The 22,917-nt window shown below is 74.9% G+C and carries 8 protein-coding genes; 4 read left to right on the top strand and 4 right to left on the bottom strand.

Annotated elements, in window-relative coordinates; all coding sequences use genetic code 11:
• From ACH4D3_RS38325 to hasP, 4 genes are all read left to right on the top strand, one after another.
• On the top strand, positions 1-8,238 hold an 8,238-nt coding region (locus tag ACH4D3_RS38325), incomplete at its 5' end, for an amino acid adenylation domain-containing protein (RefSeq protein WP_398332386.1).
• Complete coding sequence (locus tag ACH4D3_RS38320) at positions 8,238-15,566, top strand: amino acid adenylation domain-containing protein (RefSeq protein ID WP_398332384.1); 7,329 nt, start codon at positions 8,238-8,240, stop codon at positions 15,564-15,566. The genes ACH4D3_RS38325 and ACH4D3_RS38320, both read left to right, overlap by 1 nt.
• A 4-nt stretch (positions 15,567-15,570) precedes the next feature.
• Positions 15,571-16,389, top strand: a complete 819-nt coding sequence (locus ACH4D3_RS38315; RefSeq protein WP_398332382.1) for an alpha/beta fold hydrolase — start codon at positions 15,571-15,573, stop codon at positions 16,387-16,389.
• A gap of 11 nt (positions 16,390-16,400) precedes the next feature.
• On the top strand, positions 16,401-17,303 hold the full coding sequence (hasP, locus tag ACH4D3_RS38310; RefSeq protein WP_398332380.1) for a 3-hydroxyasparagine phosphotransferase: 903 nt from the start codon (positions 16,401-16,403) through the stop codon (positions 17,301-17,303).
• Positions 17,304-17,393: 90 nt separating this feature from the next.
• Here the strand turns inward: hasP and ACH4D3_RS38305 are convergent, their stop codons facing one another.
• The 4 genes from ACH4D3_RS38305 to eboE are packed head-to-tail and all read right to left on the bottom strand — an operon-like array spanning position 17,394 to position 22,911.
• Complete coding sequence (locus ACH4D3_RS38305; RefSeq protein WP_398332378.1) at positions 17,394-19,241, bottom strand: ABC transporter ATP-binding protein; 1,848 nt, start codon at positions 19,239-19,241, stop codon at positions 17,394-17,396.
• Between the two features lie 39 nt (positions 19,242-19,280).
• The gene (asnO, locus tag ACH4D3_RS38300; protein ID WP_398332376.1) at positions 19,281-20,282 is read right to left on the bottom strand and encodes an L-asparagine oxygenase; all 1,002 of its coding nucleotides are present in this window, start codon (positions 20,280-20,282) and stop codon (positions 19,281-19,283) included.
• A gap of 44 nt (positions 20,283-20,326) precedes the next feature.
• Positions 20,327-21,754, bottom strand: a complete 1,428-nt coding sequence (locus tag ACH4D3_RS38295; protein ID WP_398332374.1) for an alkaline phosphatase family protein — start codon at positions 21,752-21,754, stop codon at positions 20,327-20,329.
• Complete coding sequence (eboE, locus tag ACH4D3_RS38290) at positions 21,751-22,911, bottom strand: metabolite traffic protein EboE (protein ID WP_398332372.1); 1,161 nt, start codon at positions 22,909-22,911, stop codon at positions 21,751-21,753. The genes ACH4D3_RS38295 and eboE overlap by 4 nt, the downstream gene beginning before the upstream one ends.
• Positions 22,912-22,917: the final 6 nt, after the last annotated feature.

The raw sequence follows: 22,917 nt of genomic DNA, 5'->3' as shown, positions 1-22,917 counted from the left end.
AAACTCGACCGCACCGCCCTCCCCGCCCCCGCACACACCGCATCCACCACCGGACGCGCACCCCGCACCCCCCGCGAAGAAATCCTCTGCACCCTGTACTCGGAGATCCTCTCGGTGAACACCGTGGGCATCGACGACAGCTTCTTCGACCTCGGCGGACACTCCCTCCTCGCCACCCGCCTCGTCTCCCGCATCCGCACCACCCTCGGCCGGGAGCTACCGATCCGGCAGCTCTTCGAGACGCCGACCGTCGCGGGCCTCTCCCGTGCCCTGGACACGTCCGGCACCCTGCGCACCGCGCTCACCGCGAGGCCGCGTCCCGAGCGCATCCCGCTCTCCTACGCCCAGCAACGCCTCTGGTTCCTCCACCAACTCGAAGGACCCTCGGCCACCTACAACATCCCCACCACCCTCCGCCTCACCGGCACCCTCGACCCCGACGCCTTGCACGCCGCGTTCAACGACCTCCTCGCCCGCCACGAAAGCCTGCGCACCACCTACACCGAGGACGATCAGGGCGCCCAGCAGGTCGTGTTGCCCGTGGAGGCCGTCGCGACGCCGTTCACGGTCGTCGACGTGGCCGCGGAGGACGTGGCGGAACGGGTGGCCGAAGCGGCGGCGCACGCCTTCGACCTGGGCGCGGAGGTCCCCGTACGGGCGCGACTGTTCCGGGTCTCGGAGCAGGAGCACGTGCTGCTGCTGCTCGTGCACCACATCGCCAGCGACGCCTGGTCCCGCGCCCCTCTCGCCCAGGACCTCACCACCGCCTACACCGCCCGCTGCGCCGGCGACGCACCCACCTGGCAACCCCTCCCCGTCCAGTACGCCGACTACGCCCTGTGGCAACAGGAGATCCTCGGCGACGACACCGACCCCGACACCCTCGCCGGCAAGCAACTCGGCTACTGGAAACAGCAGCTCGCCCACCTGCCCGAACAGCTCGACCTCCCCACCGACCGCCCCCGGCCCGCCACCGCCGACCACACCGGCGACCGCGTCACCTTCACGGTCCCCGCCGACCTCCACACCCGCGTGACCGAACTCGCCCGGGAGACCAACACCACGGCGTTCATGGTGCTCCAGGCCGCCCTCGCGACCCTGCTCACCCGGCACGGCGCCGGTGAGGACATCCCCATCGGCACCCCCGTCGCCGGACGCACCGACGACGCCACCGACCACCTCATCGGCTTCTTCGTCAACACCCTCGTCCTACGCACCGACACCAGCGGCAACCCCACCTTCCGCGAACTCCTCACCCGAGTCCGCGACACCGACCTCACCGCCTACACCCACCAGGACCTCCCCTTCGAACGCCTCGTAGAAGCCCTCAACCCCACCCGCTCCCTCACCCACCACCCCCTCTTCCAGACGATGCTCACCCTGCACAACACACAGGGCACGAAGACGGACCGGTTCGCCGGGCTGGCGGCCGAGGTGGTGGCGTCGGAGTCGGTCTCGGCGCGCTTCGACCTGTCGTTCGCGCTGGCCGAGCACTTCGGCGCCGACCACTCCTGCGAGGGCATGAGCGGCGGCGTCACGTACAGCACGGCGCTCTTCGACCGTGCCACGGTGCGGGACCTCGCCGACCGGCTGGTGCGGCTGCTGGCGGCGGCGGTGGCGCATCCGGGGCGGCCCGTGGGGCAGTTGGAGATCATGGACGCGGCCGAGCGGCGGCTAGTCCTCCAGGAGTGGAACGACACGGCGGCCGAGCCGCCCGCCGCACCGGTGACCGGGCTCTTCGAGCGGCAGGCACGGCGGTCGCCGGACGCGACGGCCGTGGAGTTCGGCGAGGTGCGGCTGACCTACGCGGAGCTGAACGCGCGCGCCAACCGGCTCGCCCGGCACCTCGTCGCGAGCGGAGCCGTGCCGGGCCGGTTCGTCGCCGTGGCGCTGCCCCGCTCGGCGGAGCTGGTCGTGACGCTGCTGGCGGTCCTCAAGTCGGGGGCCGCGTACCTGCCGATCGACCCGCACTACCCGGCCGAGCGGGTGGAGTACATGCTCGCCGACGCGGGACCCGCGCTGACGGTGAGCGAACCGGTGGCGGAGGCCGGGCTGTCGGGGTACGGGGACGGGGACCTCGGGGCGGACGAGGTGCGGGGTCCGGTCCACGGGGCGCATCCGGCGTACACGATCTACACCTCGGGTTCCACGGGGCGGCCCAAGGGCGTGGTGGTGCCGCGCGGGGCGCTGGACAACTTCCTGGCCGACATGGGCCGGCGGTTCACGCCGGGGGCCGGTGACCGGCTGCTCGCCGTGACCACGGTGGGCTTCGACATCGCGGGCCTGGAGATCTTCCTCCCGCTGCTGCACGGCGCGGCGCTGGTGCTCGCCGACGAGGAGACCGCCCGCGACCCGCACGCGCTGCTGCACCGGGTGTCGGCGTCGGGGATCACCATGGTCCAGGCGACGCCGAGCCTGTGGCAGGGGGTCGCGGCCGTGGCCGGGGACGAGCTGGCCGGGGTGCGGGTGCTGGTGGGCGGGGAGGCGTTGCCGTCCGAGCTGGCGCGGGCGCTGACGGACCGCGCCCGCGGCGTGACGAACCTGTACGGTCCGACGGAGGCGACGATCTGGGCGACGGCCGCCGACGTCACCGAGTCCGGGCCGGTCATCGGCCGGCCGCTCGCCAACACCTCGGCGTACGTGCTGGACTCGGCGCTGCGGCCGGTCCCGGTCGGCGTGCCCGGCGAGTTGTACCTGGCCGGGGAGCAGCTCGCGCAGGGCTATCACCTGCGTCCCTCGCTGACCTCGGAGCGGTTCACCGCCGACCCGTACGGCCCGGCCGGTACCCGGATGTACCGCACGGGCGACCTGGTGTGCCGCCGCCGGGACGGTGCGCTGCGCTATCTGAGCCGTGTTGACCAGCAGGTCAAGCTGCGGGGCTTCCGTATCGAACTCGGCGAGATCGAGGCGGAGCTGTCCCGGCACCCGGCGGTCGCCGAGGCCGCGGTGACGGTGCGCGAGGACCGGCCGGGCGACCGGCGACTGGTCGGGTACGTCGTCCCGAAGGGACCGGCGCCGAGCGCCCCGGAGCTGCGGGAGCGGCTGCGCGGACGGCTGCCGGAGTTCATGGTGCCGACGGCGTTCGTGGTGCTCGACGCGCTGCCGCTGACGCCGAACCGGAAGCTGGACCGCAAGGCGCTGCCCGCTCCGGAGTACGACGGCGAGCCGGCGGGCCGGGGGCCGCGGGATCCGCGCGAGGAGATCCTGTGCGCGCTGTTCGCCGAGGTGCTGGGCGTCGCCCGGGTCGGCATCGACGACGGCTTCTTCGACCTGGGCGGGCACTCGCTGCTCGCGACCCGGCTGGTCAGCCGCATCAGGACGGCGCTGGGCGTCGAGCTGTCCGTGCGCCAGTTCTTCGAGACGCCGACGATCGCCGGGCTCTCCGGCGCGCTGGACCGGGCGGCGGGCGCGCGGGCGCCGCTGGCGGCCCGGCCGCGTCCGGGGCGGGTCCCGTTGTCGCCGGCGCAGCAGCGCCTGTGGTTCCTGCACCAGTTCGAGGGGCCGTCGGCGACGTACAACATGCCGACGGCGCTCCGGCTGTCCGGTCCGGTGGACCGGGCGGCGCTGGAGCGGGCGATCGGTGACGTGCTGGTCCGGCACGAGAGCCTGCGGACCGTGTTCGCGGCGGACGACGGGGGTTCGTGGCAGGTCGTGCTGCCCGCCGACCGGGCCGCCCGCCGCCTGGACGTGGTCGAGGTGGCCGCCGGGGAGGTGGCGGAGCGGGTCGGCGAGGCGGCCCGGCACGCCTTCGACCTGACGGCCGACATCCCGTTCCTGGCCCGGCTGTTCCGCGTCTCGGACACCGATCACGTCCTGCTGCTGCTCATCCACCACATCGCGGGCGACGGCTGGTCGATGGCGCCGCTGGCCCGTGACCTCACGGCCGCGTACGCGGCGCGCTGCGCGGGCGCGGCACCGGACTGGGAGCCGCTGCCGGTGCAGTACGCCGACTACGCGCTGTGGCAGCGGGAGGTCCTCGGCGACGAGTCCGACCCCGACAGCGTGGCGGCGCGGCAGCTGGCGTACTGGAAGGACGCCCTGGCGGGGCTGCCCGAGCAGTTGGAGCTGCCCACCGACCGGCCCCGCCCGGCGACCGCCGGATACACCGGCGACCGCATCGCGTTCACGGTGCCGACGGCGCTGCACGCGCGGCTGACGGAGCTGGCGCGGTCCACGCACTCCAGCCTGTTCATGGTGGTCCAGGCGGCGTTCGCGACGCTGCTGACGCGGCTGGGGGCGGGCGAGGACATTCCCGTCGGCACGGCGGTCGCGGGGCGCAACGACGCCGCCACCGAGGATCTCGTCGGGTTCTTCGTGAACACGCTGGTGCTGCGCACCGACACCGGCGGCAACCCGACCTTCCGTGAGCTGCTGGGCCGGGTGCGCGAGCGCGACCTGGCCGCGTACGCGCACCAGGACGTGCCGTTCGAGCGGCTGGTGGAGGCGCTGAACCCGGCGCGCAGTCTGGCCCACCACCCGCTGTACCAGGTGATGATCACCTTCAACAACACGGCCGGTGCGGGCGACCGCACCGGCCCGGACACCCCGGACACCCCCGACGCCCCGACCACCCCGGACGCGTCCGCGGAGGCGGGCGCGCTCCTGAACGCGACCCGGATGGCGGCCGGTACCGGGGTGGCCAAGTTCGACCTGGCGCTGACCTTCGGGGAGCGGCACGACCCGTCGGGCGGCCCTGCGGGCATGCGCGGTTCGCTGGAGTACCGCACGGAGCTGTTCGACCGGGAGACGGCGGAGTCGGTGATCTCGCGGCTGCTCGGGGTGCTGGGCTCGGTCACCGCCGACCCGGACCGGCCGATCGGCGGGATCGGCCTGCTGGACCCGGCCGAGCGGCGGCAGGTGCTGCGGGAGTGGAACGACACCGCGCGCCCGCAGCGCGAAGGGACCCTGCCGGAGCTGTTCGAGGAGCAGGTCGCCAGGACTCCGCGCCGCCCGGCGTTCTCGGCCGGCGGGACGACGCTCACGTACGCCGAGCTGAACTCCCGCGCCAACCGGCTCGCCCACCTCCTCGCGGAGTCCGGGGCGGGACCGGAGCAGGTGGTGGCGATCTCGTTGCCGCCGTCGGTGGAGACCGGCGTGGCGGTGCTCGCGGTGCTGAAGACGGGGGCCGCGTACCTGCCGGTCGACCCGGGCGCTCCGCGCGAGCGGATCGCCACTATGGCCGAGGACGCGGCGCCGGTGTGCGCGCTGACGACGTCGGCGGTCCCGGCCGGGGTGTTCCCGGCGGAGCTGCCCCGGCTGCTGCTCGACGACCCGGACGTCACCGCCCGGCTGGCCGCGCAGCCCGCGCACGACCTGACGGACGAGGACCGCACGCAGCCGCTGTCGCCGTGGAACGCGGCGTACATCATCTACACGTCGGGCTCCACGGGCCGTCCCAAGGGCGTGCTCGTCGAGCACCAGCCGGTGCTGAACTACCTGGCGGTGTCGGCGGAGCTGTACCCGGGAGTGGCGGGCAACGCGCTGCTGCACTCGCCGCTCTCCTTCGACCTGACGGTGACGGGCCTGTTCGCGCCGCTGCTGAACGGCGGCCGCGTGCACCTCGCGGACCTGGAGGAGCTGCACGAGCGCGCGCTGGACGGCGAGGTGCCCGACCTGCCGCAGACGACGTTCCTGAAGGCGACGCCGAGCCATCTGCCGCTGATCACCGGGCTGCCCGGGGTGTGCGTGCCGGACGGGGAGCTGGTCCTGGGCGGCGAGTCGCTGACCGGCCGCGCGGTGCGGACGCTGCTCGCGGCGCATCCGGGGGCGCGGGTCCTCAACGAGTACGGTCCGACCGAGACGATCGTGGGCTGCACGACCTGGCGGGTCGAGGCGCCGGACGATCTCGCGGACGGCGTGCTGACCATCGGCCGCCCGTTCCCCAACACGCGCATGCTGGTCCTCGACCCGTATCTGCAGCCCGTGCCGGCCGGGGTGCCGGGCGAGTTGTACGTGTCCGGGGTGCAGTTGGCGCGCGGCTATCTGAACCGGCCCGGGCAGAGCGCGTCCCGGTTCGTCGCCAACCCCTTCGAGGGGCCGGGCGAGCGGATGTACCGCACCGGCGACATCGTGCGCTGGAACCGGCGGGGCGACCTGGAGTTCATCAGCCGGGTCGACGACCAGGTGAAGATCCGCGGTTTCCGGGTGGAGCTGGGCGAGGTCGAGTCGGCCCTGTCGCGGCACCCGGGGGTGCCGGAGGCGGTGGCGGTGGTGCGCGAGGACCGGCCGGGCGACCGGCGGCTGGTGGCGTACCTGGTGACCGGGGCCGGGCCGGTGCCGGTGCCGTCGGACGAGGAGTTGCGGGAGCGGCTGCGCGAGACGCTGCCCGACTACATGGTGCCGTCGGCGTTCGTGCGGCTGGCGGAGCTGCCGCTGACCGGGAACGGCAAGCTGGACCGGGGGCGGCTGCCCGCGCCGGACTACGCGGCCGCCGGCACGGGCCGGGCCCCGGCCACGGCGCGCGAGGATCTGCTGTGCGCGCTGTTCGCCGAGGCGCTGGGCCTGGAGTCGGTCGGTGTCGACGACGGCTTCTTCGACCTGGGCGGCGACAGCATCCTGTCCATCCAGCTGGTCAGCCGGGCCCGTGCGAAGGGCCTCGCGCTCTCCGTGCGGGACGTCTTCGAGCACCAGAGCGTCGCCCGTGTCGCCGAGGCGCTCGATCTCGCCGAGGCGCAGGCCGCCGACGGCGCGGCGGGGGCGTCGGCGGGAGCCGGCCCGGAAGGGCGGGACGGGCCGGACGAGAAGGAAGCGGCGAGCGGGCCGGTTCCCGCGACGCCGATCATGGGGTGGTTCGCCGCGCTGGGCGGGCCGGTCGCGCCGTTCAACCAGTCGGTGGCGGTGTCCGTGCCCGCGGACCTGGACGCGGAGCGGCTGGTGGCCGCCCTCGGGGCGCTGCTTGACCGGCACGACTCGCTGCGGCTGCGGGTCGCCGCCGACTGGTCCATGTCCGTGCCCGAGCCCGAGCCCGGCGGCACGGACGCCGCCGGTCTCCTCACGCGCCGCGCGGCCGGGGACGTCGACGACGCCGGGCTGCACGCGGTGGTGGCCGAGGCGGCCGCCGCCGAGCGCGACCGGCTGTCCCCGGCGGACGGGCGGATGCTGCGGGCCTGCCACGTCGACCGGGGTCCGGACCGGCCGGGGCTGCTGGTCCTGGTCGCCCACCACCTGGCCGTGGACGCGGTCAGCTGGCGGCTGCTCGTGCCGGACCTGGCCGCCGCCTACGAGGGCCGCCCGCTCAGCCCGGCGGGCACCGGCTGGCGCCGGTGGGCCTCGGCGCTGCGGGACCTGGCCGGCTCCCCCGCCACCGAGGCCGAGACGGACCACTGGCTGGAAGCGGCCCGCCCGGCGGCCGAACCGGCGGACCCGGTACTGGATCCGGCGCGCGACACCCACGCCCGCTCCGGGCAGGTCGTCCTCGACCTCGACCCGGACACCACCGACGCCCTGCTCACCTGGGTGCCCGGGGTGTTCCGGGCGGAGATCAACGACCTGCTGCTCACCGCGTTCGGGCTGGCCGTCGCCGACTGGCGGCGCGACCGGGGCGCCCGGGGTACGGCGCCCGTCACGGTGGACCTGGAGAGCCACGGCCGCCACGAGCACCTGGTGCCGGGCGCCGACCTCACCCGCACCACCGGATGGTTCACCTCGATGCACCCGGTGCCGCTGCACCCCGAGGTCGACGACCCGGACTGGGCCGAGGTGTGGGACGGCGGGGCCGCGGCCGGGCGGGCCCTGAAGCGGGTCAAGGAGCAACTGCGCGCCGTCCCGCGCGACGGCGTGGGACACGGCCTGCTCCGTCACCTCAACCCGCGCACCCGGGACCGTTTCGCCGCCCTGCCCGCACCGGCGTACGGCTTCAACTACCTGGGCCGCCACACCGGCGGCCGGGGCGGCGGCGCACCGGGCGGCGGCGCCGGGCCCGAGCCGTGGAGCGTGCTCGGGCGGGGGGTGGCGGGCCAGCACCCCGACACCCCGCTGGCGCACCCGGTGGAACTGGTCGCGGGCGCCCACGACACCGCCGAGGGGCCCAGGCTGCACAGCGTGTGGACGTACGCGGACGCCGTGCTGTCCGAGGCCGAGGTGCGGCGCCTGGGCGAGGGCTGGTTCAGGGCCCTGAAGGCGCTGGTCGAGCACGCCGGCCGGCCCGGGGCGAGCGGTCTGACCCCCTCGGACGTCTCCCTCACCTCGCTCAGCGAGGACGACATCTCCCGACTCGAGAGCGAATGGGGTTCCCTCTGATGGCCAAGTCCGGCTTGGAAGACATCCTGCCGCTGTCCCCGCTCCAGGAGGGGATGCTGTTCCACAACCTCTTCGACGACGAGGAACTGGACGCCTACAACGTCCAGGTCTTCATCGACCTGGAGGGCGGCACGGACCCGGAGCGGCTGCGCCGGGCCGGGCAGGCGCTGCTGGAGCGGCACGCCAACCTGCGGGCCGCGTTCCGGCACGAGGGGCTCAAGCGCCCGGTGCAGCTCATCCCCCGCCGGGTCGTACTGCCCTGGGGCGAGGAGGACCTGGCGGGCCTCGCCGAACAGGAGCGGGAGGCGGCGGCGGAGCGGGTCGCCGAGCGGGACCACTGGACGCGCTTCGACCTGTCCCGGCCGCCGCTGATCCGCTTCACCCTGGTCCGGCTCGGCCCGGCCCGCCACCGGCTGCTGCTGACGCTCCACCACATCCTCGCGGACGGCTGGTCCATGCCGATCCTGCTGCGCGAGCTGATGACCCTGTACACGGTCCACGGCGACGGCACGGCGCTGCCCCGGGTGCGCCCCTACCGGGACTACCTGGGCTGGCTCGGCGGCCGGGACCGGGACGCCGCCAGGCAGGCGTGGACGGAGGCGTTCGCCGGGCTCGACACCCCGAGCATCGTCGCCCCCGGCCGGGGCGCGCTCACCGCGGCGCCCGAGCGGATCGACTTCGCCGAGGACGAGGCGGCGAGCGCCGCGCTGACCCGGTTCGCCCGGTCCAACGGGCTGACGGTGAACACCGTGATCCAGGGCTGCTGGGGACTGGTCCTGTCCCACCTCACCGGCCGGGACGACGTGGTGTTCGGCGTGACCGTCAGCGGCCGCCCGCCGGAGCTGCCCGGCGTCGACACCATGGTCGGCCTGTTCATGAACACCCTGCCGCTGCGGGTGCGGCTGCGGCCCGCCGAGACGCTGACCGGGTTCCTGCGCCGGCTCCAGGGCGAGCAGGCGCGGCTCATCGACCACCAGTGGGTGGGCCTCGCGGAGATCCAGCGCTGGGCGGGCTCCGGCGAACTCTTCGACACCGCCATGGTGTTCGAGAACTATCCGCTCAACTCCAGCCGCGGCCGCCCCCCGGGTGCCGCGCCGGACGCGGACCTCCCGACCGTCCTCGGGGTCCGTTCCAAGGACCAGATGCACTACCCGCTGGGTCTGCTGGCCCTGCCCCGCGAGACCCTGCGGTTCTCGCTGGGCTATCTGCCGCAGGTCTTCGACCCGGCGCGGGTCGAGGCGGTGATCGCCGCGTTCCGCCGGGCGCTGCGCACCGTCCTGGACGCCCCGGACACCCGGGTGGGCGCGGTCGCGCTGCTCGACCCGGAGGTACGGGCCACCGTCCTGGAGAAGTGGAGCGGCTCGGACGACGTACGGCCCGCCGAGCGGTTCACCGACCTGTTCGAGGAGCAGGTGGCCCGCACCCCCGGCAAGACGGCGCTGATCGCCCCCGACGGGCGGCTGACCTACGCCGAACTCGACGCCGCCGCCAACCGGCTGGCCCGGCGCCTGGTCGAGCTGGGCGTCGGCCCGGAACGGCACGTGGCGGTCGCGGTGGGGCGCCGCACCGAACTGGTGGTCGGCATGCTGGCGGTGCTCAAGGCGGGCGGCGCCTACGTGCCGGTCGACCCGGAGTACCCGCCGGACCGCATCCGCCACATGATCCAGGACGCGGACCCCGCGCTGGTCCTCACCACCTCCGACGTGAACGACCGGATCGGCGAGGAGTGCTGCGGGCCGCTGACGTTCGTCATGGACGACCCCGGCACCGGAACGTCGCTGAGCAGGCACTCCGGGACCGTCCTCACCGACGCCGACCGCGCGGCGCCGCTGCTGCCGGGCCATCCGGCGTACGTCATCTACACCTCGGGCACGACGGGCCGCCCCAAGGGCGTCGTCGTCGAGCACCGGGCCCTGTCGGCGTTCGTACGGCACTGCCGGTCCTCCCAGGCACCGGACATCTCGGGGCTGTCCGTGATGCAGGCGTCCGCGTCCTTCGACCAGAGCGTCGGCTCGCTGCACGCCCCGCTGATCAGCGGCGGCTGCGTCCGGCTGACGGATCTGCGCGCCCTCGCCGAGACCGCCGGGTCCGAACCCGGCTTCCACCGTGCCACCTTCATGAAGGGCACCCCGTCCCACCTGGCGCTGCTGGCCACCATGCCGCCGGAGGTCGCGCCCTCGGGCACCCTGACCCTGGGCGGCGAGGAGCTGCGCGGGGAGATCCTGGCCCCCTGGCGCGAGACCGCGCCGGACGTGACGGTGGTGAACGTCTACGGGCCCACCGAGGCCACCGGCCACTGCCTGGAGCACTGGATCGCCCCGGACCGCTTGGTGGAGCCGGGCCCGGTGCCGATCGGCACCCCGCACGAGGGGGTGCGGGTGTACGTCCTGGACTCCGCGCTGCGCCCGGTCGCACCGGGTCTGGACGGCGAGGTGTACCTGGCGGGCGGGCAGCTGGCCCGCGGCTACCTGGGCCGCGGCGGGCTGACCGCCGTGCGGTTCACGGCCGACCCGTTCGGCGCGCCGGGCAGCCGCATGTACCGCACGGGCGACGTCGCGCACTGGAACGCAGCGGGGGAGCTGGTCTTCGCCGGGCGCGCGGACCGGCAGGTCAAGCTGCGCGGGTACCGCATCGAGCTGGGCGAGATCGAGGCCGCCGTCGCGGGCGGGCCGGGGGTGCGCCAGGCCGCGGTCGTCCTGCGCGAGGACCAGCCGGGCGACCAGCGCCTGGTGGCCTACGTCGTCCCGGACCCCGGCCACTGGGACGAGGCCGCCGCCCGCGCCCGGCTGGCCCTGTCCCTGCCGGACTTCATGATGCCCTCGGCCTTCGTCGCCCTGGACGCCCTGCCGCTCAGCCCGAACGGCAAGCTGGACCGGGCGGCGCTGCCCGCCCCGACGTACACCGGCCGGACCGCGGGCCGGGCGCCGCGCACCCCCGCCGAGGAGATCCTCTGCGACCTGTACGCGGAGGTCCTGTCGCTGCCGGGCGTCACCGTCGACGACGACTTCTTCGACCTCGGCGGGCACTCCCTGCTCGCCACCCGGCTCGTCAGCCGGGTCCGCACCACGCTGGGGGCCGAGCTGTCCATCCGGCAGTTCTTCGAGGCGCCGACCCCGGCCGCGCTCGCCGTGGTGCTCGCCGGGGCGGGCCGGGCGCGGGCCGCGCTCACCGCACGGCTCCGTCCCGAACGGCTCCCGCTCTCCTACGCGCAACAGCGCCTGTGGTTCCTCCACCTGCTCGAAGGGCCGAGTCCCACCTACAACATCCCGACCGTGCTCCGGCTGAGCGGACCGCTGCGCCCGGACGCGCTGCGCGCGGCGCTGCTGGACGTGGTCGGGCGGCACGAGAGCCTGCGGACGACGTTCACCGAGGACGGGCTGGGGGCCCGCCAGGTGGTGCACCCCGCCGACGGGGTCCGGCCGGTCTTCGAGACGGCCGAGTCCACGGAGGCCGACTACGAGGCCGACCTCGCCCGGGCCGCCCGGCACCCCTTCGACCTGGGCGCGGAGATCCCGGTACGGGCGCGGCTGCTGCGGCTGTCGGAGCGGGAGCACGTGCTGCTGCTGCTCGTGCACCACATTGCCAGCGACGCCTGGTCCCGCGCCCCTCTCGCCCAGGACCTCACCACCGCCTACACCGCCCGCTGCGCCGGCGACGCACCCACCTGGCAACCCCTCCCCGTCCAGTACGCCGACTACGCCCTGTGGCAACAGGAGATCCTCGGCGACGACACCGACCCCGACACCCTCGCCGGCAAGCAACTCGACTACTGGAAGCAGCAGCTCGCCGACCTGCCCGAACGGCTCGACCTCCCCACCGACCGGCCCCGGCCCGCCACCGCCGACCACACCGGCGACCGCGTCGAATTCACCCTCCCCGCCGACCTCCACACCCGCCTGGCCGAACTCGCCCGGGCCACGGACACGACCCTGTACATGGTGCTCCAGGCCGCCCTCGCGACCCTGCTCACCCGGCACGGCGCCGGTGAGGACATCCCCATCGGCACCCCCGTCGCCGGACGCACCGACGACGCCACCGACCACCTCATCGGCTTCTTCGTCAACACCCTCGTCCTACGCACCGACACCAGCGGCAACCCCACCTTCCGCGAACTCCTCACCCGAGTCCGCGACACCGACCTCACCGCCTACACCCACCAAGACCTCCCCTTCGAACGCCTCGTAGAAGCCCTCAACCCCACCCGCTCCCTCACCCACCACCCCCTCTTCCAGGTGGTGCTGTCGCTGCGCAGCACCGCCCCGCGGCGGGCGGACGGGCAGGGCGCTCCGGCGCTGCCGGGCGGGCTGACGGTGAGCGGCACGGGCGGTGCGGCGGCGACGGCGGCCAAGGTCGACCTCGGGTTCTCGGTGACCGAGCGCCGGGCCGCCGACCACACCCCCGACGGGGTGGCGGGCGTCCTCGACTTCCGCACCGACCTCTTCGACCGGGGCACCGCGCAGGGCCTGGTGGACCGGCTGGTGCGGGTGCTCGCCGACGCGGCCGACCACCCCGACCGGCGGCTGAACCGCATCGACGTGCTCGGACCGCGGGAGCGGCACCGGGTCGTCGAGGAGTGGAACGCGACGGCTAAGGGGCTCGCCCCGGCCACCCTGCCCGAGCTGTTCGAGCGGCACGTGCGGGAGCGCCCCGACGCCGAGGCGGTGGTCGTCGGCGACACGTCGCTGAGCTACGCGGAGCTGAACGCGCGCGCCAACCGGCTGGCCCGGCTGCTGGTGGCGCGGGGGGCGGGTCCCGAGCGGCTGGTGGCGCTGGCGCTGCCCCGCTCGGCCGAACTGCCCGTCGCCGTCCTCGCGGTGGCCAAGGCGGGCGCCGCCTACCTGCCGCTGGACCCGGCCCACCCGGCGGAGCGGATCGCGGGCACCCTCGACGACGCGGCGCCGGTCGCGCTGCTGACCACGGCCGCGGTGGCGGCAGGTCTCCCGGACACGGACGTGCCCAGGCTGCTGCTGGACGAGGCGGACGCAGAAGACTCGGACGGCGTGCACGCCGGTGCCCCGGAGGGCACCGCCCGCGCCGGAGCCGACCTCAGCAGCGCCGACCTCACCGACGCCGACCGGCTCGCGCCGCTGCTGCCGGGGCATCCCGCGTACGTCATCTACACCTCCGGCACCACCGGCCGCCCCAAGGGCGTCACCGTGACGCACTCGGGCCTGCCCGCGCTGCTGGACATCTTCACCTCGCAGCTGGACGTCCTACCCGGCAGCCGAGTCCTGCACCACCTCTCCCCCGCCTTCGACGGCGGGTTCTGGGAGCTGGCGATGGGGCTGCTGACCGGTGCGACCCTCGTCGTCGTGGAGCCCGGCACCGTGCCGGGGCCCGCCCTGGCCGCGCTGGCGGTCCGCCACCGGGTCACCCACGCGGCGATCACCCCCGCGGTGCTCCAGCTGATCCCCGAGGGCGCGCTGCCCGCCGCCACGACGCTGGTCGTCGCCGCCGAGACCTGCCCGCCCGAACTGGTCGCCCGCTGGTCCGCGGGACGCCTGATGCGCAATTCCTACGGGCCGACCGAGACCACGGTCTGCGCCACCATGAGCGCCCCGCTGGCGGGCGCGGCCGTCCCGCCGATCGGCGCGCCGATCGCCGACACCGCCGGGTACGTCCTGGACGACGCCCTCCAGCCGGTGCCGCCGGGCGTGCCCGGGGAGCTGTACGTGCGCGGGCCCGGACTCGCCCGCGGCTACCTGGGCCGCCCGTCGCTGACCGCGGGCCGCTTCGTGGCGTGCCCGTTCGGCCCCGCGGGCGGCGTGATGTACCGCACCGGCGACCTGGTCCGCCACCGCGCGGACGGCGACCTGGAGTACCTGGGCCGCACCGACACCCAGGTCAAGCTGCGCGGCATGCGGGTCGAACCGGCCGAGATCGAGGCGGTGACGGCGGGCCTGCCCGGCGTGGCGCAGGCGGCCGTGCTGGTCCGCGAGGATGCGCCCGGCGACCGCCGCCTGGTCGGCTACGTCGTGCCGGACGCCGGAGCGGTGGTGGACCCCGGCGCGTTGCGGCAGGCGCTGCGCGGCTCGCTGCCCGAGTACATGGTGCCCGCCGCCCTCGTGGTCCTGGACGCGCTGCCGCTCACCACCAACGGCAAGCTGGACCACCGCGCGCTGCCCGCGCCCGAGTACCGCACCGTCGAGGGCCGCTCGCCGCGTACCCCGCGCGAGGAGGCCCTGTGCCGGCTCTTCGCCGAGGTCCTCGGTCTGGAGCTGGTCGGTCTCGACGACGGCTTCTTCGACCTGGGCGGCCACTCGCTGCTGGCGATCCGGCTGGTGGAGCGGGTCCGTGCCGAGCTGGGCGAGGAACTGGGCGTGCGCGACCTGTTCGCCGCTCCCACGGTCGCCGACCTGGCGGTGCGGCTCGCGGCGCGCGGCGGCCGGGAGCCGATGGAGCGGCTGCTCCCGCTGCGCGCCGCCGGTGCCGCCCGGCCGGTGTTCTGCGTCCACCCCGGTTCCGGCATGAGCTGGTGCTACTCCGGCCTGGTGCGCCACCTGCCACCGGGCATCCCGGTGTACGGCGTCCAGGCCGCCGGACTCGACGGCGACGGGCCGCTGCCCGCGACGCTTCAGGAGATGGCCGCCGAGTACGCGGACCTGGTGCAGGAGACGCAGCCCGAGGGCCCGTACCGGCTGCTGGGCTGGTCGCTCGGCGGCAACGTGGCCTTCGCCATGGCCCGCGAGCTGCGCGCCCGCGGGCAGGAGGTGGAGCTGCTGGCCTTCCTGGACGCCTATCCGCGGCAGGCGAGTGCGGGCCCGGAGGCCCCGCTGGCCGAGGTGTTCGCGCACAACCTGCGCGACGCCGGGTTCGACGTCGCCGAGGAGGAACTCACCGGCGGCCGCTTCCCCACGGCCCGCTACCGCGCGTTCCTGAACGCCGCCGGGGACCCGATGGGCCGCCTGGACGAGGCCGAACTGGCCGCCGTCCTGAAGGTGTTCATGAACAACGCGGCCCTGATGCGCGGCCACACCCCCGGCACCTACGACGGCGACGTGCTGGTGCTGGCGGCCGAGCGGGCGGACGGCGACAAGCTGGCCCGCCGCGGCGCCGAGTCGTGGCGCCCGCACGTGAGCGGCCGGATCGAACGGGTCGGTGTCGACGCCGACCACCTCGGGCTCGTGCAGTCCGACGCCGCCCTCGCCGTCATCGGCCGCGCGCTGGCCGACCGCCTGGACCCGGCGACGGGCCCCGCGGCTTCCGCAGCAGTCCCCGAGACCGAAGGAGTCACCGCCATGAACCCCTCGCCCGAGCCGGTCCCGTCGCCCGCGGCGCCCCCGTCGCCCGATTCGGCCGCGTCGCCCGATTCGACCGAGGTGGCCTGACGCCATGCCCGTCCGCACCGTCAACGGCATCAGGATCAACTACTACGACGACGCGCCCCCGGCGGGTGCGCAGGCCGCGCCCGCCGTGCTGCTCGTCATGGGCTCGGGCGGCAGCGGCCGGGCCTGGCACCTGCACCAGGTGCCCGCGCTGGTCGCCGCCGGATTCCGGGTGATCAGCTTCGACAACCGGGGCATCGCGCCGAGCGAGGAGTGCCCCGGGGGCTTCGGCATCGACGACCTGGTCGCCGACACGGCGGCCCTGGTGGAGGAACTGCGGCTGGGGCCCTGCCGGGTGGCCGGCATCTCGATGGGCGCGCACATCGCCCAGGAGCTGGCCCTGTCCCGGCCCGACCTGGTGGACCGCATGGTCCTGATGGCGACCCGGGCCCGCCCGGACGCGCTGCGCGAGGCGCTGTGCCGAGCGGAGATGGAGCTGTACGACCAGGAGATCCGGCTGCCCGCCGCCTACGAGGCGGTCGTCCAGGCCATGCAGAACCTCTCGCCGCGCACCCTCGACAACGACGCGCAGGCCCGCGACTGGCTGGACGTGCTGGAACTGACCCGGCGCTCCGGTGCGGGCCACCGGGCCCAGCTCGGGGTGCGGGTGGACGGCGACCGGCGGGAGGCCTACCGCGGCATCCGGGCCGCCACCCGCGTCGTCGCCTTCCAGGACGACCTGATCGCCCCGCCCCACCTGGGCCGGGAGGTGGCCGACGCGATCCCCGGCGCCGAGTACGAGCTGGTGCCCGACTGCGGGCACTACGGCTACCTGGAGTCGCCGGACGCGGTGAACAAGAGCCTCGTCGAATTCCTGCGCCGGTGAAGGAGAACCCGTTGAAGACCGAGCCCGATGTCCAGACCGGTGCGCCGACGCCCGCCGACGGCCCGCTGATCGCGCTGGCCCGTGAGGTGTGCCCCGGCTTCACCCCCGGGGAGGTCGTCTACCGCAGCCGCACCTCGCTGGTGGTGGGCGGCTCGCTGGACGGCGTCGAGGCGCTGGCCAAGGTGCGCACGCCCGACTGGCGGCGCCAGTGCCTGCGCGAGATCGACACCTACGACCTGTTCGACGCGGTGCCCCCGCCGGTGTTGGTGCCGCGCCGGTTCGCCTCCGACCGGGAGCGGGCCGTGCTGGTCATGGAGCGGCTCACCGGGGAGGTGCTCGCGCCGGACCGGTTCCCGGTCACTCCGGTGTCCCGGGAGGACCTGGCCGGGGTGCTGGAGGCCGTGGAGCGGCTGCGGCACTGGCGGCCCGCGGCGGCCGACGGGTGGGCGGTGGACTACCGGGGGATGCTGGAGGGGGTGCACGCCCAGGGCGTCTTCGACGACGCGCACTGGGCGGACCTGCTCAGGCTCCTCGAACTGTCCGGCCCGCCGCGCGAGTTCGGTCACGGCGACCTGGTGCTGGCCAACGTGGTCCGCAGCCGGGGCCGGCAGGTCCTGATCGACTGGGCGAGCAGCGCCCTGTACCTGCCCGGACTCGACCTGGCCCAGCTCTGGATGCTGCTCGGCGACGTCCCCGGGGCCCGGGCCCGGGTCGAGGTGGAGGTGGCCGAACGCGCCGACGAGCGGGACGGGATGATGCCGTTCCTGGTCAACCTGACGCTGCTGCTGTACCGCGAGCGCCGCGCCCACCGCCGGTTCACCGACGACGCCTCGCGGGCCCGGGCGGTGGGTCTCGACGCCGCCTGGGAGCTGACCCGGCACCGGGTCCGGCAGACCCTGGCGACGGCCGGCTGACCGGCCCGGAGCGCACGAAGGGGCCTCCCGGCGAAGTGCGCCGGGAGGCCCCTTCGTATGGGGCCCCTTCGTGTGGGGGGGGAAGGCGGTCTACTGGATGAGCAGTTGGTGGCTGGCCAGCTCCCGGTAGAGGGGGCTGGTGCCGGTCAGCTCCTCGTGCCGGCCCGCGGCGACGACCCGGCCGTGCTCCAGGACGACGATCTGGTCGCTGTCCACGACGGTGGACAGCCGGTGGGCGACCACGAGCAGCGTCCGGTCCGAGGTGACGGTGCCGATGGCCTCCCGCATCAGGGCCTCGTTGCGGGCGTCCAGGTTGCTGGTCGCCTCGTCGAGCAGCATGATCGGCGGCGCGGCCAGGAAGGTGCGGGCCAGCGCCAGGCGCTGCCGTTCGCCGCCGGACAGCAGGACGCCGCCCTCGCCGACCTCGGTGTCCAGGCCCTGCGGCGCCCGCTCGATCACGCCCATCAGGTTGACCGAACGCAGCACCTCCCGCATGTCGTCGTCGGTGGCGTCGGGCGCGGCGAGGGAGAGGTTGTCGCGGACGGTCCCGGCGAGGACCGGCGCCGACTGCTCGACGTAGCCGAGGCGTCCGCGCAGCTCGCGGCGCGGCAGGTCGCGTACGTCGGCGCCGCCGACCCGGACGGTGCCGGAGGTGACGTCGTAGAACCGTTCCACCAGCGACAGCAGCGTGGACTTGCCCGCTCCGGAGGGGCCGACCAGCGCGGTGCGGGTGCCGCGGGGGACGGTGAGGGACACGTCCCGCAGGACCGTCTCACCGTCGGCGTAGCCGAAGCTGACGTTCTCGAACTCGATCGCGGGCGGCCGTCGTTCGGCGTCGGCGGGCTCGGTCCCGGGCCGGGTGCGCTCGCGCACCGTGAGCGGTCCCGTTCCGGCGTCGGTCTCCTGCGGCAGGTCCACCATCTCCTCGATGCGCTGGAGGGCGCCGAGCCCGGACTGGAGCCGGGAGTAGGCGGTCAGCGCACGGCCGAGCGGGAACCACAGCATGAACAGGAAGAGCACGAAGGCGACCATGTCGCCGACCTGGATGGCGCCGCTGGCCACCCGGGCGCCGCCGAGGCCGAGGACGACGAGGAACGCCACCTGGATGGTGGTCGAGGTGATCGGGTTGATCATCGCCTGGAGCCGGGCGATGCGCATCCCGGCGTGGTAGGCCTGCTGCGCGTACCCGTCGACGGCCTTGCCCTCGCGTTCCTCGGCGCCGCTGGCGCGGATGGTGCGCACCGCGGAGATGGCGCGCTCGACGGCGGACGTCATCTCGCCGATCCGGTCCTGGGCGTCGCGGGAGGCGCCCCGCACCCGCCGGGAGAGCCCGACGACCGCGAGGACGCCGAGTCCGAGACCGAGGGCGGTGGCCGCGAACAGGGTGGGGTCGATCAGGCACATCATGAGCGCGGAGCCGCCGACCATGACGACGTTGGTCACGGTGTCGAAGAGGCCGGAGGTGACCACCGCGCGCAGCATGGTGGTGTCGGCGCCGACCCGGGAGAGCATGTCGCCGGTACGGCGCTGGTCGTACTCGGTGATGGGCAGCCGCAGCAGCCGGGCCACCAGTCGGCGGCGGGCGGTCAGCACGAGCCCTTCGGCGGCCCGCTGGAGCAGGTAGTCGCGGACCCCGCCGAGTACGGCCACCACCACGAGGACGCCGATGAGCAGGGCCACCAGCCGTCCGACCGGCCTGTCCGCCTCGATGTCGGCCAGGACGTCCCGGGTCAGCACCGGCTGGCTGAGCGTCAGCAGGGTGACGACCAGGGAGAGCACCGCGACGATCCCCAGCGTCGGCCAGTAGCCCTGGAGATACGGGAACAGGGAGCGCAGCCCGACCTTGCGGACCGGCGGGGCGGGCGGTCCGGGCTCCGGCGCGCTCTTCGCGCCGGTCTCCCGGGCGGGCGGTCGCTCCCTGGTCTGCGTGCTCGTCATCGCACTCCTACTCCTGTCTCACTGCGGGGGCTTGGCCGGTCAGGCGGGCTGCGGGGCCGCTCCGAGCACGTAGCCGTCGGCCGGCCGCAGCGCGCGCGAGCGGCGCAGGTCGCTGAGCACGAAGGTGCGCTGCAGCCAGCGGTCGGTGCCGTCGTAGCGGGGGGTGAACTCGGTGCGGCCGTGCACGGTGACGCGGTTGTCGACGATCGCCAGCTCCCCGGGCAGGAGGCGGTGGGTGACGGCGGTGGCGTCGAAGCGGGCCTGGAGTTCGCGCAGGGCCTCGGCGGCCCGCTCGGTCACCGGCTCGGTGGCCGCCAGGTCCACCCGGAGGTCGGGGTCCGAGGGGTCGCCGAGGAGTACCGGTCCGGGTGCCTCCTGGGGGCCGCTCAGCTGGAAGGAGGGCGGCGGCGCGGTGCGGAACTCCGGTGCCCACAGTGCGTCCACGGTGCGCTCGGACAGCAGCGGCAGCACCCGCCGCACGCACGCGGTGCGCAGGCCCGCCCGGCCGGTGGGGTCGGCGCGCAGGCACAGCAGCATCACGAAGTCGGGGCGGTGCTCGTGGAAGGCGTTCTCGTTGTGGAACGTCAGCAGGGTCGAACCGGCGTTGCCCTGGAACTCCTCCATGCCCGGCACGGGGACGACGTCCTGCACGAGGGCGCCGTTCTTCTCCGGCCGGAACGCGCCGGGGTCGCCCAGCCCGCAGGCGGTCATCAGCAGCACGGCGGCGCCCAGCGAGGCCTCGCGCTGCACGGAGCCGTTGACCCGCGGGGTCGGCGGCAGCCCCATGGAGTCGACGGGCAGGCCGCGCAGTACCATCGCGCCGTCCGGTCCCGAGTCCCGGCGGAATCCGGCGAGGTCCCGGCGCAGGGTCGCCGGCCAGGCGTGCCAGGCGTTCCTGGCCGCCTCGACCCACTCGGCGTCGTCGGGCCGCCCGGTCGCCTGCGTGGCGAGTTTCCAGGCGATCTCCTCGACGAGTTCCGCGTCCGACTGATCCAGCGTCACGTCGTAGCGCGACGCCGGTCCCGCGGCATTCGCAGCCATGGTCAGAGCCTCCGTCCACCGTCGTTTTGTGTGTACTCGGGACGCTATGGGCCGTCGTTATCGGCCGCGTATCGAGTGAGCATGGGGGCAGGTCCCGGAGAGATCCCGGCCAGGGAGAGCAGCAGGTCCTTGACCTCCGTCGCGGCGACGGACTCCCCCAGCGGCGCGTCCGGGTCGGAGACCAGGAGCACCGGCGCGTCCTCGGGGCGGCCGGGCAGGCGTCCGTGGCTGCCGCGGACCCGGGAGCCGTCCAGGGGGACGACGTTCATGGTGTAGCGCAGACCGAGCTTCTTGCGGGCCAGCGCCGCCGCCGCGCGGAGCCGGGCCGCCACCGGGGCGTGGTGGTCGAAGCCCAGCTCGGCCGGGTCGTAGCCGGGCTTGCGGTGGATCTCGACGGTGCGGGCGAAGTCCGGGGCGCGGGCGTCGTCCAGCCAGTAGTAGTAGGTGAACCAGGCCTCGGGCCGGGCGACGGCGACGAGTTCACCGGCCCGCTCGTGGTCGAGGCCGTGTTCCTTCTTCCCGGCCTCGCCGAGCACCTCGGCGACACCGTCCAGGCCGTGCAGCAGCTCCTCCACACGCGGCAGGTCGGCGGCGTCGCGCACGTAGACGTGGGCGACCTGGTGGTCGGCGACGGCGAAGGCCCTCGACGTCCAGGGGTCCAGGTACTCCATGCCGTCCTGGGTGTGCACGGCCAGCAGCCCGGCCCGGCGCAGCGCCCGGTTGATGTCGACGGGCCTGCTGACCGGGGTGATGCCGTACTCGCTCAGCACCACGACGGTGACGCCGTCGCGGCGGGCCTCGTCGAGCAGCGGCGCCAGGGTGCGGTCCAGTTCGGCGGCGGCCCGGCGGGCCCGGCGGCTGCCGGGGCCGAAGCGCTGGAGGTCGTAGTCGAGGTGCGGGACGTAGACGAGGTTCAGGTCGGGCCGGTGGGTGCGGTGCAGATGGCGGGCCGCGTCGACGATCCAGCGGGAGGAGGCGAGGTCCGCGGTGGGCCCCCAGTAGTGGAAGAGCGGGAAGGGCCCGAGGCGGCCGGTCAGCTCGTCGTGGAGGGAGACGGGGTGGGTGTAGCAGTCGGGCTCCTTGCGGCCGTCGGCGTAGTAGACCGGCCGGGGTGTCACCGTCCAGTCGACGTCGGCGCCCATGGCGTACCACCAGCAGACGTTGGCGACGGTGTAGCCGGGGCGCTGCGTGCGGGCCGCCTGCCACACCTTCTCGCCGCCGACGAGCCGGTTGTGCTGCCGCCACAGCAGCACCTCGCCCAGGTCGCGGAAGTACCAGCCGTTGCCGACGACGCCGTGCTCCGCGGGCGGCCGGCCGGTCAGCAGCGTGGACTGCACCGAGCAGGTGACGGCGGGCAGCACGGTGTCCAGGCGGGCGCCGGTCCCGGCGTCGCGGAGCGCCGACAGGCGGGGCATGTGGGCCAGCAGGCGCGGGGTGAGCCCCACGACGTCCAGCACGAGCAGGCGCTTCACGGGGTGCTCTCCTCCGTCAGGCCGAGGGCGGTCAGGGTGGAGCGGGTCCAGGCGAGTTCACCGGCGATGCCGTCGACCAGGCCGCCGCCGTCGGGTGCGCCGGGCAGCACCGGCCAGGTGTAGGTCTCGACCTCCACGTGGTCGGTGAGCGCGGCCGGCCCGCCGAGCAGCGTGGTCAGCGCGGCCACCAGTTCGGGGCGGGTACTGCGCAGGGGCGGCGGCAGGTCGCGCTGGACGGGCACGTGGTAGTGGACCCGCCAGGCCGCGTCGCCGGACAGCGCGCCCTGGAGCGCCTCGGGCAGGTCGTCGGCGGCCAGCGGCCCGCCCGGCGCGGCCTGCCGCGTCTGGTGCAGGAACCGCCGCTCGGCGAAGGCGGCCAGCGCGGCGCGGGCCGCCGGATCGGCCGGCCGGTCGGCGTGCACCGCGCAGGACGCCTGGGTCTTGACGACGGGCAGCGTGGCGGCCAGCCGGGTCAGCGCGGGTCCCGGCTCCTCGAAGGCGACGGCGAGGTGGCAGGTGTCGACGCAGACGCCGAGCCGTTCACGGTCCGCGTCGGCGAGCCGTGCCGCCGCCTGGCCGGTCGTCTCGATCAGGCACCCGGGCTCGGGTTCGAACCCGACGCGCACGCTGCGCCCGGTGTCCGCGGCGAGCGCCGCCAGCCCCTGGGAGAGCAGGTCGAGGTGGCGCCGGGCGAGGTCGTCCCGGCGCGGGGTCCAGGGGGTGCGCCAGGCCAGCGGCAGCGTGGAGACCGACCCGCGGGCGGCGTCGGGCGGCAGCAGTTCGGCCAGCACGCGGGCGCAGGCCAGGGTGTGGTCGAGGCGGGGCCGCTCGGTCCAGTCGGGCCGGTAGACGGCCTTCTTGACGGTCGGGGCGTGGAAGCCCGCGTAGGGGAAGGCGTTGAGGGTGACGACCTCGATGCCGCGCAGGTCCAGTTCCCTGCGGAGCAGGCCGAGCGCGGACCGGTCGGCGGCCAGGGCCGTCACGACCGGTGCCGCCAGCCACAGTCCGAGGCCGATCCGGTCGGCGCCGAGCCGTTCGCGCACCGGCTCCCCGTAGCGGGCCAGCTGGGCGAGGACGCCGTCGAGGTCCTCGGCCGCGTGGACGTTGGTGCAGTAGGCGAGGTGGACGGTGGTGCCGTCGCGGTGCCGCAGGCGCACGGCCCG

Origin of the sequence: Streptomyces sp. NPDC018026, assembly GCF_044327745.1 — a bacterium.
In the GTDB taxonomy this organism is placed as follows: Bacteria; Actinomycetota; Actinomycetes; order Streptomycetales; family Streptomycetaceae; genus Streptomyces; species Streptomyces rubrogriseus.
Note: the sequence above shows the minus strand (reverse complement) of the source record. Positions and strands in the feature narration are given on the sequence as shown.